The sequence below is a fragment of the Methylomonas sp. LWB genome, assembly GCF_001856095.1.
Classification (GTDB): domain Bacteria; phylum Pseudomonadota; class Gammaproteobacteria; order Methylococcales; family Methylomonadaceae; genus Methylomonas; species Methylomonas koyamae_A.
The window spans coordinates 170,078-186,273 of sequence record NZ_MKMC01000034.1 but is presented as its reverse complement, the minus strand read 5'-3'; the positions used below and the strand labels follow the sequence as shown (position 1 = coordinate 186,273).

Below are 16,196 nucleotides of genomic sequence, written 5' to 3'. Positions count from 1 at the left end.
GTCCGCCAGCTCGCGCCGGACCCGGTGTCGGCCGGGCGCCGTCGCGGCCAAGCGGCGGTGATAACGATTAGTAATGTGGAATGTCGGCGTGTAGTCTAGGCACCAAATCCATTCTTGTCGAATTTCCTAGGGTAATTTGGCGGCCAGGCATTTGCAATAGCCGTTCAGTTCTACGTAGGCTTGGCCGGCTACCGCGCCGCCGACGCCGCACGCGCCTTCCCAATAGACCGGGCCTATCCACAGATCGTGGTTGGCGCGCAGTTCCTGGTCTTTGACCAAGGGTTCGACCGTGAATTTTTCGCCCTTAACCACGATTTCCCAGCCGGACGGGTAAGTGCAGCCGGTATTGGGGCTGGTCCACTCGCCGGTGACGGTGACTTCGAATTCGTGGGCGGCCAACGTCGTGGTCAGGCCGTTGGCGTCTGTGATCGAACCGGATTTTTCGATCGAGGAGTCGTTACCCTTGAAATCGAATAACATGATCTGCCGGTTGTCTTCCAATTCGATCGCAAACCACTGCCAACCTTGGCGAATCGCTTGAAACAGTTCGCCGTATTGGCGGTCGAACCAACTGTTACCGGTGACCTGGAAGGTTTGCCCGTCTATCGTCAAGGTGCCGGTGGTCGCCATTTTCGGTCGCGAGTAGTAGTAGGTGTAACCGCCGAACCGGTAGGGATGGGCATCGCCGCCGTAATGCAGAGCGGGCTGCTGGGTCGAATCCAGTTTCAAGTCCAAGGTGTAATTGCCGATTTGCGCGTGCAGGCGGTCATGGCCGTCGCCGCCGACCGCGGTGACTTGGTTGCCGGCGCCGGAGCTGAGATCGAAGCCGTCCTTGACCCGTTTGGGCAGATGCAGGCGCAGAAACTCCTCGAATTCGAAACGCTGGCCGTTGACATCGGTAATGGCTGCCTGCACCAGTTGGTCGCGCATGATGACGAAGGCGTCGAAGCTGAAAAATACCACTTCGAAACCGAAGCGGCGGCCGTCGTCGGTGAACAAATGACCGGTCCAATACCACCACTGGACTTGCTGGCTGGGCAAAAATGCGTCGTCGGCCGGCAGGGTTACCGGGCCGATCAAGCCTCGGCGCGGCAAAAACCAGTAGGCGGCCGAGACCAGAATCAACAATATCCAAGGCAGCAACGGCGGATTCAGCAGGCCTATCAGCACCAGGATCCCGGCAATGATCCAGGGCAGTTTTTTCCAGTGTTTACTCATCTTAGATACTCCAATGGGGTTGAAAAATTTGAAAAATCAAAAACGCCAGTCGATCTTGCCGTAAAGCGAGCGGGGAATTTCCATCGCGGAGCCGGGTAGCGAGATCGCCGATGAGTCGTGGTATTCGGGGTGGCGCGGCGAAAACAGGTTTTGCGCGACAAAGGACAGTTCGATGTCCGGCACGGGCTGATAGGCCAAGCGGGCGTCGAAGGTGGTGTAGGCCGGTATGGCCTGGCTGACCGAGTTTAGCCGGCTGACATGACGTAGCGTCAAATCGAGTTTGAGGTTTTCCGGTAGATCCATCTGCCAGCGCAGCGACCCGTGATGGCGGGGGGACAGGCCGGCCGTGTCCGGATTGTTGGCGTCGAACGGCATTTCGATTTTGATGTGGCTGTAATTGCCGGTAAAGCGCATCCAGTCCAGCGCTTGCCATTCCGCCGAAAACTCGATGCCGCGGGTGGTAACTTCCCGGCTATTGTTGTACCAGATCATCGGCAGGATCAGCGGCGGTGGGGTCAGCGGGTTGACGCTGCCTCTGCGAAACATGATCAAGTCGGTGTAGTGGTTGCTGAACGCGGCGACGTCGGTGGAGAAATGCGCCGTCCATTGGGCGCGGTAACCGATTTCGGCCGCGACGACTTTTTCGGCGCGTAGGTTGGGATTGTACTGGCCGCGAACCTGGAGGCGGTCGTAGGGGGCGGGCAAGCCGGTCGGCGTTGTGCCCAGCGCGATATTGGCCTGAGCCTCCCCTCTGGACGGGGTGCGCGCCGCCCGCGACACCGACGCCCAAACCGAATGATGCGCGCTAGGCGTCCACAGCAGGCGGGCATTCGGTTGGACTTGAGTGTTGCCGAAGTGGCTTTCCTCCAGTTTGGTGCCTAGGGTCAAGCGCAGCGTGTCGTCGATCAGCGTGATGTCGTCTTGGGCGAATACGCCGCCGTTATGATAGCCAAGGTCGCTATCGATGTACGAAATCGCGCCGGTATTGGTGACGGCGCTATGAATGAAGCGATAGTTGAGGCCCCACATCAAATCGTGGTCGGCCGCAGGGTGTAGGCGGTGCTGAAAGTCGATGTCGAACATGTCCTGGGAATCGGAAAGCTCAGCCGCATTGAATTCGACCCTATCGTAATAGGTTTGCAATTTGAATTCGGAACCGTCGGCCAGATTGCCTTCCCAGCGCGCCAGCAGATTGGCGCCGTCGGCGTGGTCGTCGTTGGAAAACCGCGTGTCGTAGGGTGGCGCGATGGTAATCGGTTCGACGGTGTTGCCAACGTTCTTTCGATAGACGTCGCCTTGCAGCGTGTAGCGGTTGTCGTTGGAGATTCGGCCGTCGATCCGAAAGCCGCCTTGTACCGAACGCCAGTCGTCGTGAATGCGCTCGCCGGCCGAGTTGACGAAGCTTTCCCGTTCGAAGGTTTTGGCGTAGACCCGGTAATTGCCGTCGTCGCCGAACTGGCCGCCGTGGCGATAACCGGCGAAACCGCGTTCCTGATTGCCGCCGCCCGCGGCGAATAGATTGCCTTGGGTGTCCTTGGTTTTCTTGGTGATGATGTTGATGACGCCGTTGACGGCGTTGGCGCCCCACATCACCGCGCCGGGGCCGCGGATCACTTCAATGCGATCGATATCTTCGATCAAGGTGTCCTGCAGGTTCCAAAACACGCCGGAAAACAGTGGTGTATAAATACTGCGCCCGTCGATCAAGACCAATAGCTTGTTGGCGTATCGTCCGTTGAAGCCGCGCGCGGTAATAGCCCAAGCACTGGAGTCGATTCTAGCCACGTCGATGCCGGGCGCCATCCGCAGCGCTTCGGGAATGCTGGTCGCGCCGGAGCGGCGTATGTCTTCCTGGCTGATAATGAAGGCCGCGGCGGCGGTATCGGACAGCGTTTCCGATTTGCGGGATGCCGACGAAACTTCCATTTGCATCAAGTCGTTGATCGAAAAGTCTTCCAGATTAGGCGGCGGCTCGGCTGCGTGGGGCGATTGCAACGGCGCGAGCGCCGCCAGGGCGAACAAGTTGCCAACAACGTGGCGGGCGGTTAGAGGAAACCGGCGATTGGACGGCATGGTCATTTCCGTTGTTGTTATTTTTTGGCCTGACCAGCGCTGCTGGTCGCTTCGGCGATTGCGGTTGGCGAATGTGTTGATTAAAGATTCGCGTAACGCAACAAGTATGACGAGAATTTCCAAAAATCAATCTTTTAGCCGGAAATCATCGGAAATGTCGCCAATTCGACGAGTAAGGCAAGGAGAAAATGAACCATTGTCGGGGGCTGGGTTACGGTTTTAAAATTACGCCGACCCTGATGCGTGTTAGTTGATATTTCTTGAAAAACTAACGAAAAAACAAGAAAAAGTTTTGAATTTTTCGAACTAGGAAGGTCAGATTAGAGGTTAGAATATGTCTGGAGTTGGCCGTGCCGGTCGTCCGGCATTTCTGTTTCGTCGATTCGAAGGAGGCCTTATGCAAGAGTCGGTGTTCGTGAAACTTGATATAGAACGGGATGAAACGCCGCTTGGCGAGCAAGCGGCGCGCGCGAAGTCGTTTTCGGAAGCCGCCAGTTTAGCCATTGCGTCCGCTTATCCCCGCGACCTGTATTGTTCGCCGGCCTGGCCGGGCTGTCTGGGCAGTTCCGGGTCGCCGGTACCGGATTATCTTCCCTCGGATAAGTCTTATCCGGTCAGCATTGATACAATAAGCCATACCTATACTATCAATCGCTACCACATCCAGGGAGTATTTCATGATTCGCTTTCCAGCCGAATGGGAGCCGCAATCGGCCGTTATCATCGCCTGGCCGCACGCTAGCGGCGACTTTCGCAATTTGTCTTCGGTCGAGGACAGCTACCACTTCATCGCTTCGACGATCAGCGCCTATCAAGCGCTGGTGATTATTTGCAAGGACGGCGAGCATCAGCAGCACATTCAGGCGCAGTTTACGGCGCCCAATCCTAATTTGCATTTTGTCCAAGCGGCTTACAACGACATTTGGGTGCGGGATACCGTGTTCATCTCGTTGGAATGGCAACACCCCAAGGCCGCATTGCAATTGGCGAATTTCCGCTTTAACGGTTGGGGCAACAAATACCCGCATGCTGACGACGACGGGTTGAATCTGGCGCTGTTTGCTCACCCGATCTTCAAGGGCGTTCCGACCGCGACAGTCGATCTGGTGCTGGAGGGGGGGAGCGTCGAGTCGGACGGGCAGGGTACCGTGATGACCACCAAGAATTGTTTGTTCAATCCGAACCGCAATCCCGATCTAGGCGAAACGGCGATTGCCGGGCAGGTGCAAAATTATCTGGGCGCCAAACGAATTCTATGGGTCGAACAAACTAATCTGGCGGGCGACGATACCGATGCTCACATCGACACCCTGGCCCGTTTTTGCGATGCCGGAACCATTGCGTACACCAGTTGCGACGACAGCGAAGATCCGCACTTCGCCAGCCTGAAAAATATGGAAACGCAATTGCAAGCTTTCCGTACAGAAGCCGGCCAGCCCTACAAATTGGTGGCGTTGCCGTTGCCGAAACCGATTTACGACGAGGACGGCCAACGCTTGCCGGCTAACTATGCCAATTTCCTGTTGATCAACGGCGCGGTGTTGGTGCCGGTCTATGACGATGCGATGGACGCGTTGGCGTTGGAGCGTTTGGCGGCCTGTTTCCCGGATCGAAAAGCGGTCGCGGTGCCCTGCCGACCCTTGGTGCACCAATACGGCAGTCTGCACTGCGCCAGCATGCAGGTGCCGGCTTTCGTCAAGCTGAATTTTTAAACTCGGCGACCCGCGCGGCAAGTCCGTTGTCGCGATTCCTCTGTCCACAGTCCTTAAATTCCTAGCCAGCCATGAAAAAATCGATAATCGCCTGCGCCGTTCAGCAGCCCTGCAACCGTGGCCGGGATACCAATCTGGCCTATTCGTTGAGTCAAATCCAGGCCGCCGCCCAACAGGGCGCCGAGTTGGTGGTGTTGCCGGAGCTGCATCTGGACCATTATTTCTGCCAAAGTGAGGACACCGAGTGTTTCGACCTGGCTCAGGCTATCCCCGGTCCGAGTTGCGAGCCTTTGGCGGAGGCCGCGCGAGCCAATCAGGTCGTCGTGGTCTCGACGATATTCGAAAAGCGCGCGCCCGGCCTTTACCACAATACCGCCGTAGTGTTCGACAAGGACGGCAGCATTGCCGGTACGTTTCGGAAAATGCATATTCCGGACGATCCGGGTTTTTACGAGAAGTTTTATTTCACGCCCGGCGATCTAGGCTTCAAGCCTGTCCAGACTTCGCTGGGAAAATTGGGCGTGTTGATCTGCTGGGACCAGTGGTATCCGGAAGCGGCGCGACTGATGGCGCTGGCCGGCGCCGATCTGCTGATCTATCCGACCGCGATAGGCTGGAACCCGGAAGATGAGGCGGCGGAAAAGCAGCGTCAACTGCAGGCGTGGATCACTGTGCAGCGTGGTCACGCCGTCGCCAACGGCTTGCCGGTGATTTCCTGCAACCGGATCGGCTTCGAAGCCGCGCCGGACCAAGCGCCGGGCATTCAGTTCTGGGGCAACAGCTTCATCGCCGGACCGCAGGGGGAAGTGCTGGCGAGCGCCGACGACGTTGAGGATTGCTTGCTGTTCGCCGAACTCGATCCCAAACGGAGCGAGGATGTGCGGCGGATTTGGCCGTTTCTGCGGGATAGGCGCATCGATGCTTACGGCGATATTTTGAGGCGTTACATCGATTGACCGAGGCTCGATCCGTTTTTAAGACGGATCGGTCTGCTAGCCTGTTGAAAACGGAGGCCCGGTAAGCGACGGGCCTCCGTTTTTTTATTCCTCGGCCGAGCTTTGCGGGCGAGGTTGCGGCTCGGCACTTTCTTGAGAGCGGTTGCTGCTGCGCTCGGCAAACTCGCTGGCATATGAATTCGCCGGGGCGATCGAGTCGTTGCTGACGTAGCGGTTGCTGGGCGCCTCGGCGGACGACTGATCTGATTCGCCGTTGTAATTCTGTTCGGTTTTGCGCTCGGCCGAGTTACGTGGGTTACGGCGACGGTTACGGTTGCGGCGGCTGCGCTCCTGTCCGTTACGGCGCGGCGCGCCTTCGCCTTCCTGTTCGCCTGACGCCGCCGGCAATGGTTGTTCCGCGGCCGGGCTGGCGGTTTGGGTGATGGCGTTGTCCGTCGTCGCTTGCGGATTAGGGCTGCCGCGGCGATTGTTGTTGTTGTTGCGGCGACCGTTTCGGCCGGCACCGGGGCGGTCCTTGCGGACGTTGCGGTTGGGCCGGTTTCTTTCTTCGCCGGGTTTGCCTTCGCCGCTGGCTTCCGGAGTTTCGGCGATTTTGTCCTTGCCGATCAAGCGTTGCCAGAAGCGCTGGATCAGACTGGCGGAATTTTTCTTGCTCTGTACCGGTGCCGGCGAGTCGGGCAGGAATTCCTTGATCGCCGCCTTTTCCGATTTCGGGCCGGCTTGTTTGGCGAATTCCGGTACCGCGATTTCCTCTTCCTTCAATTGCAGGTGGCTGGCCTTGTCGTCGCCTTCCACCGTTTTAATCCGCTCGATATCGTAGGCCGGCGTTTCCAGGTGTTTGCTCGGCAATACAATGATGCCGACATGCAGGCGGGCTTCGATTTCTTGAATCGCCGCGCGTTTTTCGTTGAGCAGGAAGGTGGCGCAGTCGATAGGCAGGTGAGCGATGACGCGCTCGGTGCCTTTTTTCATCGCTTCTTCCTCGATCAGGCGCAACACCGACAAGGTCACCGATTCCACGTTGCGGATCGTGCCTTGGCCCTTGCAGCGGGGGCAGGTCAGTTGGGTGGAATCGCCCAGCGACGGCCGCAAGCGTTGCCGCGACATTTCCATTAGACCGAAGCGCGAAATACGGCCGGTCTGGATGCGGGCGCGGTCGATTTTCAACGCATCGCGCAGGCGGTTTTCGACCTCGCGTTGGTTTTTGTTCGACATCATATCGATGAAGTCGATCACGAACAGGCCGCCCAAATCGCGCAGCCGCAGTTGGCGGGCAATCTCGTCGGCGGCTTCCAGGTTGGTATTCAGCGCGGTTTCTTCGATGTCGCTACCTTTGGTGGCGCGCGCCGAGTTGATGTCGATAGACGTCAGCGCCTCGGTATGGTCGATGACGATAGAGCCGCCGGACGGCAACGAGACTTCGCGCTTGTAGGCCATCTCGATCTGGGTTTCGATTTGGTAACGGCTGAACAGCGGTACGGTGTCCTGATATTGCTTGGCCTTATGCAGGTTGTGCGGCATCACTTGCTTCAGGAAGTTTTGCACCAGTTTAAAGGCGCCTTCCTGATCGATCAGGATTTCGTCGATGTCTCCGCGCAAGTGGTCGCGCAACGCGCGGATGATGACGTTGCTTTCCTGGAAGATCAGGAAGGGGGCGGCTTGTTCCTGGCTGGAGCGATCGATCGCTTCCCAAAGTTGCATCAGGTAATTCAAGTCCCATTGCAGCTCTTCGACGTTTTTATCGGAACCGGCGGTACGAATGATCAGGCCCATGCTGTCCGGAATTTCCAGCGCCGCCATGGTTTCGCGCAATTCGCTGCGATTATCGCCTTCGATGCGTCGGGAGATGCCGCCAGCTTTGGGATTGTTCGGCATCAGCACCAGATAGGTGCCGGCCAGACTGATGTAAGTGGTCAGCGCGGCGCCCTTGTTGCCGCGCTCCTCTTTCTCGATCTGGACGACGATTTCCTGACCTTCCCGAATATTCGACTTCGAAGACTTGCCTTCGCCGTCGTCGCCGGTGCGGTATTCCGGGGCGATTTCCTTAAACGGCAGAAAGCCGTGCTTTTCGGCGCCGTAATTGACGAAAGCGGCTTCGAGACTGGGTTCTACCCGGGTGATGATGCCTTTATAGATATTGGATTTTTTCTGTTCTTTGGAAGGGACTTCGATGTCAAAATCATAGAGTTTTTGACCATCTACCAAGGCCACTCGCAACTCTTCGGGTTGCGTGGCGTTGATAAGCATTCTTTTCATTAAATTATCCTTATTGTTGTGTATCCCACCTAGAGTTTAAACAGGCTGGTTTGTCGCGGATAAAGGCGGCGGGTTCCCGATGCGTTACCAAGTGAGCGGCCGGACTGACTGAAAACTGCAATGAATAGTAGTAGTTATAGCAGCGAATATCGGATGGACCGAGGGTGGCGCTTGTCGTGCGGGGAATCTGTTATACCGAACTCTATGCTTTAGGATGCAAGTCGCTCATCATGGGTCGAGCGATAAAACCCGAAAATTCTTGTTATTAATTTTAGCGAGGAAAACGGCCGCGTGGCCCGATAATCAATTTCCATCGCTCAGTCTATCGATAGATAAACTAGCCTAATATAGCAATCTTTACCAGAGGCAGCAATTTTAAACATGGCCGGCTTGGATGTTGCTATTATTTCCGCCATGAATCAAGTAAGCGAAACGCCGCGCCCGAGTGTGCAATGGCTGGAAGTCACCGACGCGAACAGCGAACAACGGTTGGACAATTTCCTGATCGGTTTTCTCAAGGGTGTGCCCAAGACCCGCATCTACCGGATGGTTAGGAAGGGCGAAGTCAGGGTCAATAAGGGGCGTGTCGACGTCAGCTACAAACTGGTCATTGGCGACATCGTCAGGATTCCGCCGGTCAGGGTGGCCGAAGCCGCCGACGAGGTCATCGTGCAGCCGGCCTTGAAGTTCAGCCTGGAAAACCAAATTCTGTACGAGGACGACGGCTTCATCGTCCTCAACAAACCGTCCGGCTTCGCCGTGCACGGCGGTAGCGGCGTCAGCGGCGGCATCATCGAAGCGTTGCGGCAAATCCGTCCGCAACAGAAGTTTCTGGAACTGGTGCACCGGCTGGACAAGGAAACCTCGGGCTGTTTATTGATCGCCAAGAAGCGCTCGGCGCTACGGGTTTTGCACGAAATGTTTCGCGGTGACGGCATCCAAAAGACTTATTTGGCGCTGCTGTCCGGTCAATTCAAACGAAAAAGTCAGCGTGTCGATGTGCCGCTGCTGAAGAACGTCGCACAAGGTGGCGAACGCATGGTGGTCGTCAGTCAGGCCGGCAAACCGGCCGAGACTTTGTTTACCCGCTTGAAGGCGTTTCGGGAAGCGACACTGGTGCATGCGGCGCCCAAGACCGGCCGGACCCATCAAATTCGGGTGCATGCCGCCTGGCTCGGGCATCCCATCGTCGGCGACGACCGCTACGGCGAGGACAACGTCAACAAGGCTTTCAAGCAACGCGGCTATAAGCGCTTATTCTTGCACGCGGAGCAACTGCGTTTCGCCCACCCGCTGACCGGCGCCCCGCTGCATTTCAATGCGCCGCTGCCGGCCGATTTACAAACCTTGCTCGAGCATGAAGAAACGCTTTGATTTGATTATTTTCGACTGGGACGGCACCTTGGCCGACTCGGTGGACTGGATCGTGCACTGCATCCGCCAAGCCGCCGCCAGACAGGGCTGTCCGGTACCGGAACCTCAAGCCGTCAAGGACATCATAGGGCTCAGTATTGAAAACGCCGTGGCCCGGTTGTTTCCAGGACTCGACGAAGAAAAGGGCCGGCGCTTGGCCGGCGATTACGCCCAAACGTTTTTTTCCAGGGAAATGAGCAGGGACGACTTGTTTCCCGGCGTGCCGGAAATGTTGGCATGCTTTCGAGAGGCCGGTTACCGTTTGGCGGTGGCCACCGGCAAGAAAAGCGCCGGCTTGCGGGAAGTGATCGCCGGTACCGGTTTGACCGCCAGCTTTTGCACGACCCGTAGCGCCGATCAGACCGCGTCCAAGCCGAATCCGCTGATGATCGACGAAATCGTCGCCGAGTTGGGCGTTGCCAAGGACAGAACCTTGATGGTCGGCGATTCGGTTCACGATTTGCAAATGGCGTTGAACGCCGGCGTCGCGTCGGTGGCGGTGACTTGCGGCGCGCATCCGGCAGAGACGCTAAAACGCTATTCGCCGTTGTATTGTTTGAATTTTCCGACCGAGTTGCTCGGTCTACTTTAAGGAGGCAGGTCCTTGGACACGCAAAATCAAAATCAGGAACCGGAAGGCCAGGAAGGCGGTTGGGAACGGCAGACGCTGGAGAAACTGGCGTTCGCCGCGATTAACGAGCAGAAGATCGCGCGGCGTTGGGGCATCTTTTTCAAGGCCTTGACCTTTGTGTATTTGTCGGCGGTATTGCTGGTCGCGACCTATCCCAGCTTCGAGGAAAAAATGAGCTCCGATCGCCAGCACGCGGCGGTCGTCGATATCGTCGGCGTGATTGCCGACGGCGAGGCCAGTTCGGCGAGCGTAGTCATCGAAGGCTTGCAGGATGCGGCCGAAGACAAAAACACCAAGGGCATTATTTTGAACGTCAATTCGCCCGGTGGGACCCCGGTGCAAGCCGGTTACATTTACGACGAGATTCGCCGGATCAAGGCCGAACATCCCGATCTGCCGATTTACGCGGTGGTCGGCGATGTTTGCGCGTCGGGCGGCTATTACATTGCCGCCGCGGCCGACAAGATTTTTGTCAATCAAGCCAGTATCATCGGCTCGATCGGCGTCATCATGAATAACTTCGGCTTCACCAATGTGCTCGATCGACTGGGGATAGAACGGCGGACCTTGACCGCGGGCGAGCACAAAGCCTTGCTCGATCCGTTTTCCCCGGCCAACAGCCAGGAAACCAAGCACATGCAATCGATGTTGGATCAGGTTCACCAGCAATTTATCGACGCGGTCCGCAAAGGGCGGGGCGACAGACTGAAAGAAACGGCGGACATGTTTTCAGGGCTGGTTTGGACCGGCGCCGAGGGCGTCAGACTGGGTTTGGCGGACGACTTCGGCAACGTCGATTCGGTTGCCCGCGATCAACTGGATACCGAGCACACGCTGAACTTCACGCCGCAAGAGCGTTTCCTCGACCGCTTGGCCGGCCGGATGGGCGCTTATTTCGGTCATTCGATAGCGACCAGTCTGGGGTTGGGGCAACTGCGTTGATCGCCACGCGTCGGACGGGCGATGGCGATCGACTCTCACCGATCTCAGCGCGGCGTTTGCTTCGGGCGTGTCGGCGCGCCACTGGGCATGGCGCTGATTTGCCGGCGCTTCCAGCTTATCGCGTCGCTTCATAACCTGAAGCTCCAGTCCTGAGGTCGGCCTTGACGCTACTCCGGCTAAGCTTATAGTCATACGTTCGCGACAAGCGCGCGGCACCTAGCGTCATGCAGGGATTTAATTCGGGTCCGGCGGAGGTTGGTCGAAACTTTCCAACCGTGTCAACGCCGCATCGTAATCGAAGTTTTCAATCGCGCGCAGTAGCGGTAAGACCCGGTCGCCGAGCGCGGTTCTTAACTCCGCGCGGTGCTCCAGAGCCAGTTCGTTGGCTTGGATGTCGCCGGACGCTAACAGCGACCGCAAGCGGGGCAACAAGTCGGCGGCCGAGATACTGCTTGGCGTCGGCTCGATGGCCGGCGGCGGTAACCGAGTGTCGGCTTCGGCAACGAAGCGCTGCAGGGCCGCGTTCAAACTTTCGATGCGCGCAAGTAGGGTTTCGGCCGGTTCGCGTGCTCTGGCCGCTCGCAGCAAGTCGGCCGCCGGGTCGGCGATTCCGATCAGCGCCAGAGAGCCGGCGCTGCCTTTCAACAGATGGGCAAGATCGGCGATCTTGGCGACTTCGCCGGCCTCCAGCCAAGCCAGTAAAGCCGCTGGATCGGCGCGGTGGTTGTCCGCGAACAATCGCAGCAGTCGCCGATATTTTTCCAGGTTTCCGTGCAACAGAGCCAGGCCGCGTTGCCAGTCAAGGTCGGTAAGCGCCGCTAAGTCGGCTGCCGCTTCCGCGTTGGTCGCGTCGGGTAGCGGCAGCGGCGCGCGCAGCCAGCGCGACAGCGTGGCATACAGCGTGTCGGGCTCGACCGGCTTGGCGATGAAATCGTTCATACCGGCGGCGAGACAGGTGTGACGATCTTCATTGAACGCGTTGGCGGTCATGGCGACGATGGGCACCGTGCGGCCCTTGTCGCTGGCGCGGATGATGCGGGTGGCTTCCAGGCCGTTCATTTTCGGCATTTGCATGTCCATCAGGATCAAATCGTAGTCGGCGGCGGCGAATTTCGCGACAACCGCTTCGCCATCTTCCGCGCTGTCGACGCTTAGTCCGGCGCCGCGCAACAAGTCCTCGGCGACTTCGCGATTGATGGCGTTGTCCTCGGCCAGTAATACGCGGGCGTTGACTTGGCTGAGCTTCTGGCGGGTTTGAACGCCATTGAGTTGGTCGGGCTCCTGCTGAATAACGCCGCGCCCCAGGTTCAGCCAAGCCGTAAACCAAAATCGGCTGCCCAGGCCCGGCCGGCTATCGACCCCGACCTCGCCACCCATCAGTTCGGCCAAGCGGCGGGTAATGGTCAGTCCCAGACCCGTACCGCCGAAGCGGCGCGTGGTCGAGGCGTCCGCCTGCTCGAATGCATCGAATAGCTTGCCGGGGTTGGCGCTATCGATGCCGATTCCGGTGTCTTCCACTTCGAAACGCAATAAAACCCGGTCGGCGTCGGTTTTCAACAGCCGGCAACGCAAGGTAATTTGGCCGGTCTCGGTAAATTTGACGGCATTGCCGGCGTAGTTCAGCAAGGCCTGGCGCAACCGGGTCGGGTCGCCGGACAGCGATGCCGGCACGGGATCGCATTCGATGTAAACGGCCAAGCCCTTGGTTTTGGCCTTGTCGTAAATCAACGAATAGACATGGTCGAGTAGCGCGTGGGCTGAAAACTCGGTTTGTTCCAGCGTCATCCGGCCGGATTCGACCTTGGACAGATCGAGAATGTCGTTAACGATATTCAGCAGATGGTCGGCGGCGGCGTTGATCTTAGTCAACCGTTCCGATTGGCTCGGTGTCGGTTCGGCGGCTTGCAACAAGTGGGTCAAGCCGATGATGGCGTTCATCGGCGTGCGGATTTCATGGCTCATGTTGGCCAGGAACGCAGTTTTGGCGCGGTTGGCGGCCTCGGCGGCCAGGCGTGCTCGCTCGCGTTCGCGTTCCAGGTTTTTTTGGGACGAGATGTCCCGGGAAAATCCGACTGTACCCAGGACCCGGCCGTCGGCATCGATGACCGGAGCTCGACTGGTTTCGTGGATCCGGCCGGGTTGCCAAGGTAAATATTCTTCTATCGTTTGCCGGGCGCGAGTTTCGATGGCCCGCTGTTCCATGTGGCGATTGCGTTCGGCAATCTCGGGAGGGTACAGTTCGGCATCGGTTTTTCCGAGTATGTCGACGATGGACATGCCGCTGAAGTCGGCCAACGCGCGATTAGCGGCCAGGAGATGACCGTCTATGTCTTTCAGCCAAGCCAGTTGCGGAATGTTGTCGATCAGCGCTTGCAGGTAATTGCCGGTCAGCCGCAGTTCGGCGGTGCGTTCCGCGACCAGTTCTTCCAGGTTGCGGCGGTGGCGCGACAATTCCTCCGACAGGCGTTTTTTGTCGCTGATATCTTCCTTGATAGCCAGATAATGACTGATCCGACCATTGGCGTCGCGAATCGGGCTAATGCTGGCGAGCTCGACGTATTCGCTGCCGTCCTTGCGGGTATTGATGAATTCGCCCTGCCAACTCAGCCCCTGTTGCAGCGCCTGCCACAGGTCGCCAAATACCGCCGGCGAGGTCTTGCCGGATTGCAGAATCCTGGGGTTTTTGCCGAGGACTTCTGCGCGCTCGAAGCCGGTGGCCTGTACGAAAGCTTGATTGACGTATTCGATGTTGGCGTTGAGGTCGGTGATGACGATGCTTTCCGGACTTTGTTCGACGGCTTGCGATAGTTTGAGCAGCTGTAGTTCGGCGTGTTTGCGTTCGGTGATGTCCTGCAGGGTGCCGTCGATTTGCGTGCCGTCGCGGAGCGCTTGGCCGGTAACTCTGAACCATTGGGTGTTTCCGTGGGTGCCGGTGGCGGCCAACTCCAAATCGAACGCGGTATCGTGCCGAGCCGCGTCGCGCAGCGCTTGATCGAGGATGTGCCGTTCGGCCGGTGCCAGACGGCTCGACAGGGTATCCAGCTCGGGCTTTGCGTCGGCCGCCAAGGCCAGGATGTCGGCGACTTCGTCGGTCCAGGTCAATGCGCCGGAAGCCGGCGTATAGCGCCAGCCGCCAATTTTAGCCATCGCGCCGAGCCTGCGCAGCAAGGTTTCTTTTTCGTCGAGGGTCGATTGAGTTTGCAAGCGCTCGGTTAAGTCTTCGCCGGAACTGAGCAGGCCGGTCACCCGGCCGTCCGCGTCGGTCAATAGTTTGTGATGCCAACGTATCATCCGGGTTTCGCCGGTTTTGGTCAGAATGGGGTATTCGTCGTCCAAGCGCGCGTCTTGCACGCCGGTCAATACGTTCCGAAAGCGCGGGTAAAGATCGCGCTGGCCTTGCGGTTGCGGAACGCAGTCCAGAAACCAATCGCGGCCGGCCATGTCGGTGTCGGCGCGGCCGAGCAGCGCACAGCCGGCCCGGTTAATCATCTTGACGCGGCCTTCCATATCCAGCGCGAGCATTAAGGTTTGCACCGTATCCAGATAACGTTGGTTGCGGTCGTGTACTTGGCGCAGTTCGTCCTGGCTGCGCTTCAGTTCGGTGATGTCCCTGGCGATGCCGAACAGGCCGACGATTCGGCCGTCGTCGGCCAGCAAAGGCCCCTTGGTTGTCATGAAAATTGCTTCGCCGTCATTGGTGGGTAGGTGTTCGGTAACCGTGACCCGCTGTCCGGCGTCGAGAATTAAACGGTCGTTGGATTTAAGTTCGGCGACAAGGTCGGCGGGAAAAATCGACGCGTCGTCGCGGCCGATCACTTCCGCCGCGCTTTTGCCGGTAATGATTTCCGCCGCGCGGTTGAAGAGCAGGTAACGGCCGTCCGAGTCTTTGGCAAAGATGGCGTCGCTCGAGCCGTTGGCGATCGCGTCCAGCAATTGCAGAGAACGTAATTTGGCTTCGCGCTCGCGTTCGGCCGCGCGTTGAATGCTTTGGTCGGAAAACGTCAACACCGCGCCCAGTCGTTCTCCGTTCGTGCCGAGAATCGGTGCGCAACACAGGCGAACCGGCCGATCCGCGCCGTTTGGACGGAATAGCAGCCAGTCGCCGCTGTCGGAGACGAAACCACTGCCGGTCAACACCGGCGTCAAATTCAGCGGGCTCCGGCCGGATTCAGTGACGATGGTCATGATCGCAGCCAGCGGCTTGCCGACGGCATTGGCCGCGCGCCAGCCGGTTAGGGCTTCGGCGGCGGGGTTCAGCAATTCGACTCGGCCGGCCGGGTCGACCGCGACGACCGCGTCGCCGATGCTTTGCAAGGTCGTCAGATAGCCGGATTCGCTGGCGTTTAACAATTGGCGGTTGGTGGCGATCAGCTGGTGTAGACGATGGTGGAAGTAACTGAATAAAACACCCATGGTCAGAAACAAGGTCATCGATACGAATTGGGCCGGCTCGGCCAATTCGAACGAGAATGGCGGCGGAATGAAGATGTACCAGACCAGGCCGATCGCGAGCAGCGTCGCCAATAAGCCGCTGAGCCAGCCGCCCAGCCAGCCGGAAAAGAAAACGGCCGGAAACATCAGAAACCAGACATAGGGCGAAACGATGCTCCATAGGCTCCATTGGACGCCGGCCGCCAGGGCCGGTAACAAACCGGCCAGTACTAAGCGAAGCGCTCCAGGGCGAACCTCGGCTGGCGCGGGGGCTAAAGCGTCGGCGTGGCGGCCGTAACGGGTCAATAGCAGGTAGAGTAGCAAGGTGGTCAAGGCCACGAAAATCCAGCCTTTTACCGTGCTGACGAAGGCGAATCGCGCTGGCTCCGGAAATAGCGCGACGATGGCTTCGTCCGAGAACAGTATCCATAAGAACCCAGTCAGCGCGTATAAACCGACGATTTTGCCGATCTGGCCCCGGCTCAACACTGCGGGTTGGGTTTGCGAGAAGGGTCTGGCGGCGTTGGGAGGCATGCTGCTGTCCGGTTGGATTGGGCCGCCGGT

The 16,196-nt window shown here is 58.4% G+C and carries 10 protein-coding genes; 6 read left to right on the top strand and 4 right to left on the bottom strand.

The genetic code is table 11. The features are described from left to right. Nucleotides 1-126 precede the first annotated feature (126 nt). Both BJL95_RS14690 and BJL95_RS14685 read right to left on the bottom strand, forming a co-directional pair. The gene (locus BJL95_RS14690; protein WP_071158960.1) at nucleotides 127-1,218 is read right to left on the bottom strand and encodes a lipocalin family protein; all 1,092 of its coding nucleotides are present in this window, start codon (nucleotides 1,216-1,218) and stop codon (nucleotides 127-129) included. A 36-nt stretch (nucleotides 1,219-1,254) separates the two neighbouring features. Next, entirely contained in the window at nucleotides 1,255-3,291 is a 2,037-nt protein-coding gene (locus tag BJL95_RS14685; protein ID WP_071159270.1) for a TonB-dependent siderophore receptor, read from the bottom strand. Between the two features lie 397 nt (nucleotides 3,292-3,688). On the opposite strand from BJL95_RS14685, the gene BJL95_RS25200 reads away from it, so the two are divergent. The 3 genes from BJL95_RS25200 (at nucleotide 3,689) to BJL95_RS14675 (ending at nucleotide 5,959) form a co-directional block, all read left to right on the top strand. Next, nucleotides 3,689-4,033, top strand: a complete 345-nt coding sequence (locus BJL95_RS25200) for a hypothetical protein (RefSeq protein WP_175463721.1) — start codon at nucleotides 3,689-3,691, stop codon at nucleotides 4,031-4,033. Continuing rightward, nucleotides 3,969-5,003 (top strand): agmatine/peptidylarginine deiminase, encoded by a 1,035-nt coding sequence (locus BJL95_RS14680; RefSeq protein ID WP_071158958.1) that lies wholly within the window; start codon nucleotides 3,969-3,971, stop codon nucleotides 5,001-5,003. Before BJL95_RS25200 ends, BJL95_RS14680 begins: the two co-directional genes overlap by 65 nt. A gap of 71 nt (nucleotides 5,004-5,074) precedes the next feature. Continuing rightward, a complete protein-coding gene (locus tag BJL95_RS14675) occupies nucleotides 5,075-5,959 on the top strand; it encodes a carbon-nitrogen hydrolase (protein ID WP_071158956.1) in 885 nt (294 codons plus the stop codon). Between the two features lie 84 nt (nucleotides 5,960-6,043). Here the strand turns inward: BJL95_RS14675 and BJL95_RS14670 are convergent, their stop codons facing one another. Then, a complete protein-coding gene (locus BJL95_RS14670; protein ID WP_071158954.1) occupies nucleotides 6,044-8,215 on the bottom strand; it encodes an Rne/Rng family ribonuclease in 2,172 nt (723 codons plus the stop codon). Nucleotides 8,216-8,629: 414 nt separating this feature from the next. Here BJL95_RS14670 and rluC point away from each other — a divergent pair, with 414 nt between their 5' ends. The 3 genes from rluC to sppA are packed head-to-tail and all read left to right on the top strand — an operon-like array spanning nucleotide 8,630 to nucleotide 11,201. After that, nucleotides 8,630-9,589, top strand: coding sequence for a 23S rRNA pseudouridine(955/2504/2580) synthase RluC (gene rluC / locus BJL95_RS14665; RefSeq protein WP_071159268.1), 960 nt, complete (start codon nucleotides 8,630-8,632; stop codon nucleotides 9,587-9,589). Next, nucleotides 9,573-10,220: an HAD family hydrolase gene (locus tag BJL95_RS14660; RefSeq protein ID WP_071158952.1), complete on the top strand. Its 648-nt coding sequence runs from the start codon at nucleotides 9,573-9,575 to the stop codon at nucleotides 10,218-10,220. The genes rluC and BJL95_RS14660 overlap by 17 nt, the downstream gene beginning before the upstream one ends. Nucleotides 10,221-10,232: 12 nt before the next feature. Continuing rightward, nucleotides 10,233-11,201, top strand: a complete 969-nt coding sequence (gene sppA / locus BJL95_RS14655) for a signal peptide peptidase SppA (protein ID WP_071158950.1) — start codon at nucleotides 10,233-10,235, stop codon at nucleotides 11,199-11,201. Nucleotides 11,202-11,435: 234 nt separating this feature from the next. Here sppA and BJL95_RS14650 read toward each other — a convergent pair whose 3' ends face one another. Next, on the bottom strand, nucleotides 11,436-16,166 hold the full coding sequence (locus BJL95_RS14650; protein ID WP_071158948.1) for a PAS domain S-box protein: 4,731 nt from the start codon (nucleotides 16,164-16,166) through the stop codon (nucleotides 11,436-11,438). Between the last annotated feature and the right edge of the window lie 30 nt (nucleotides 16,167-16,196).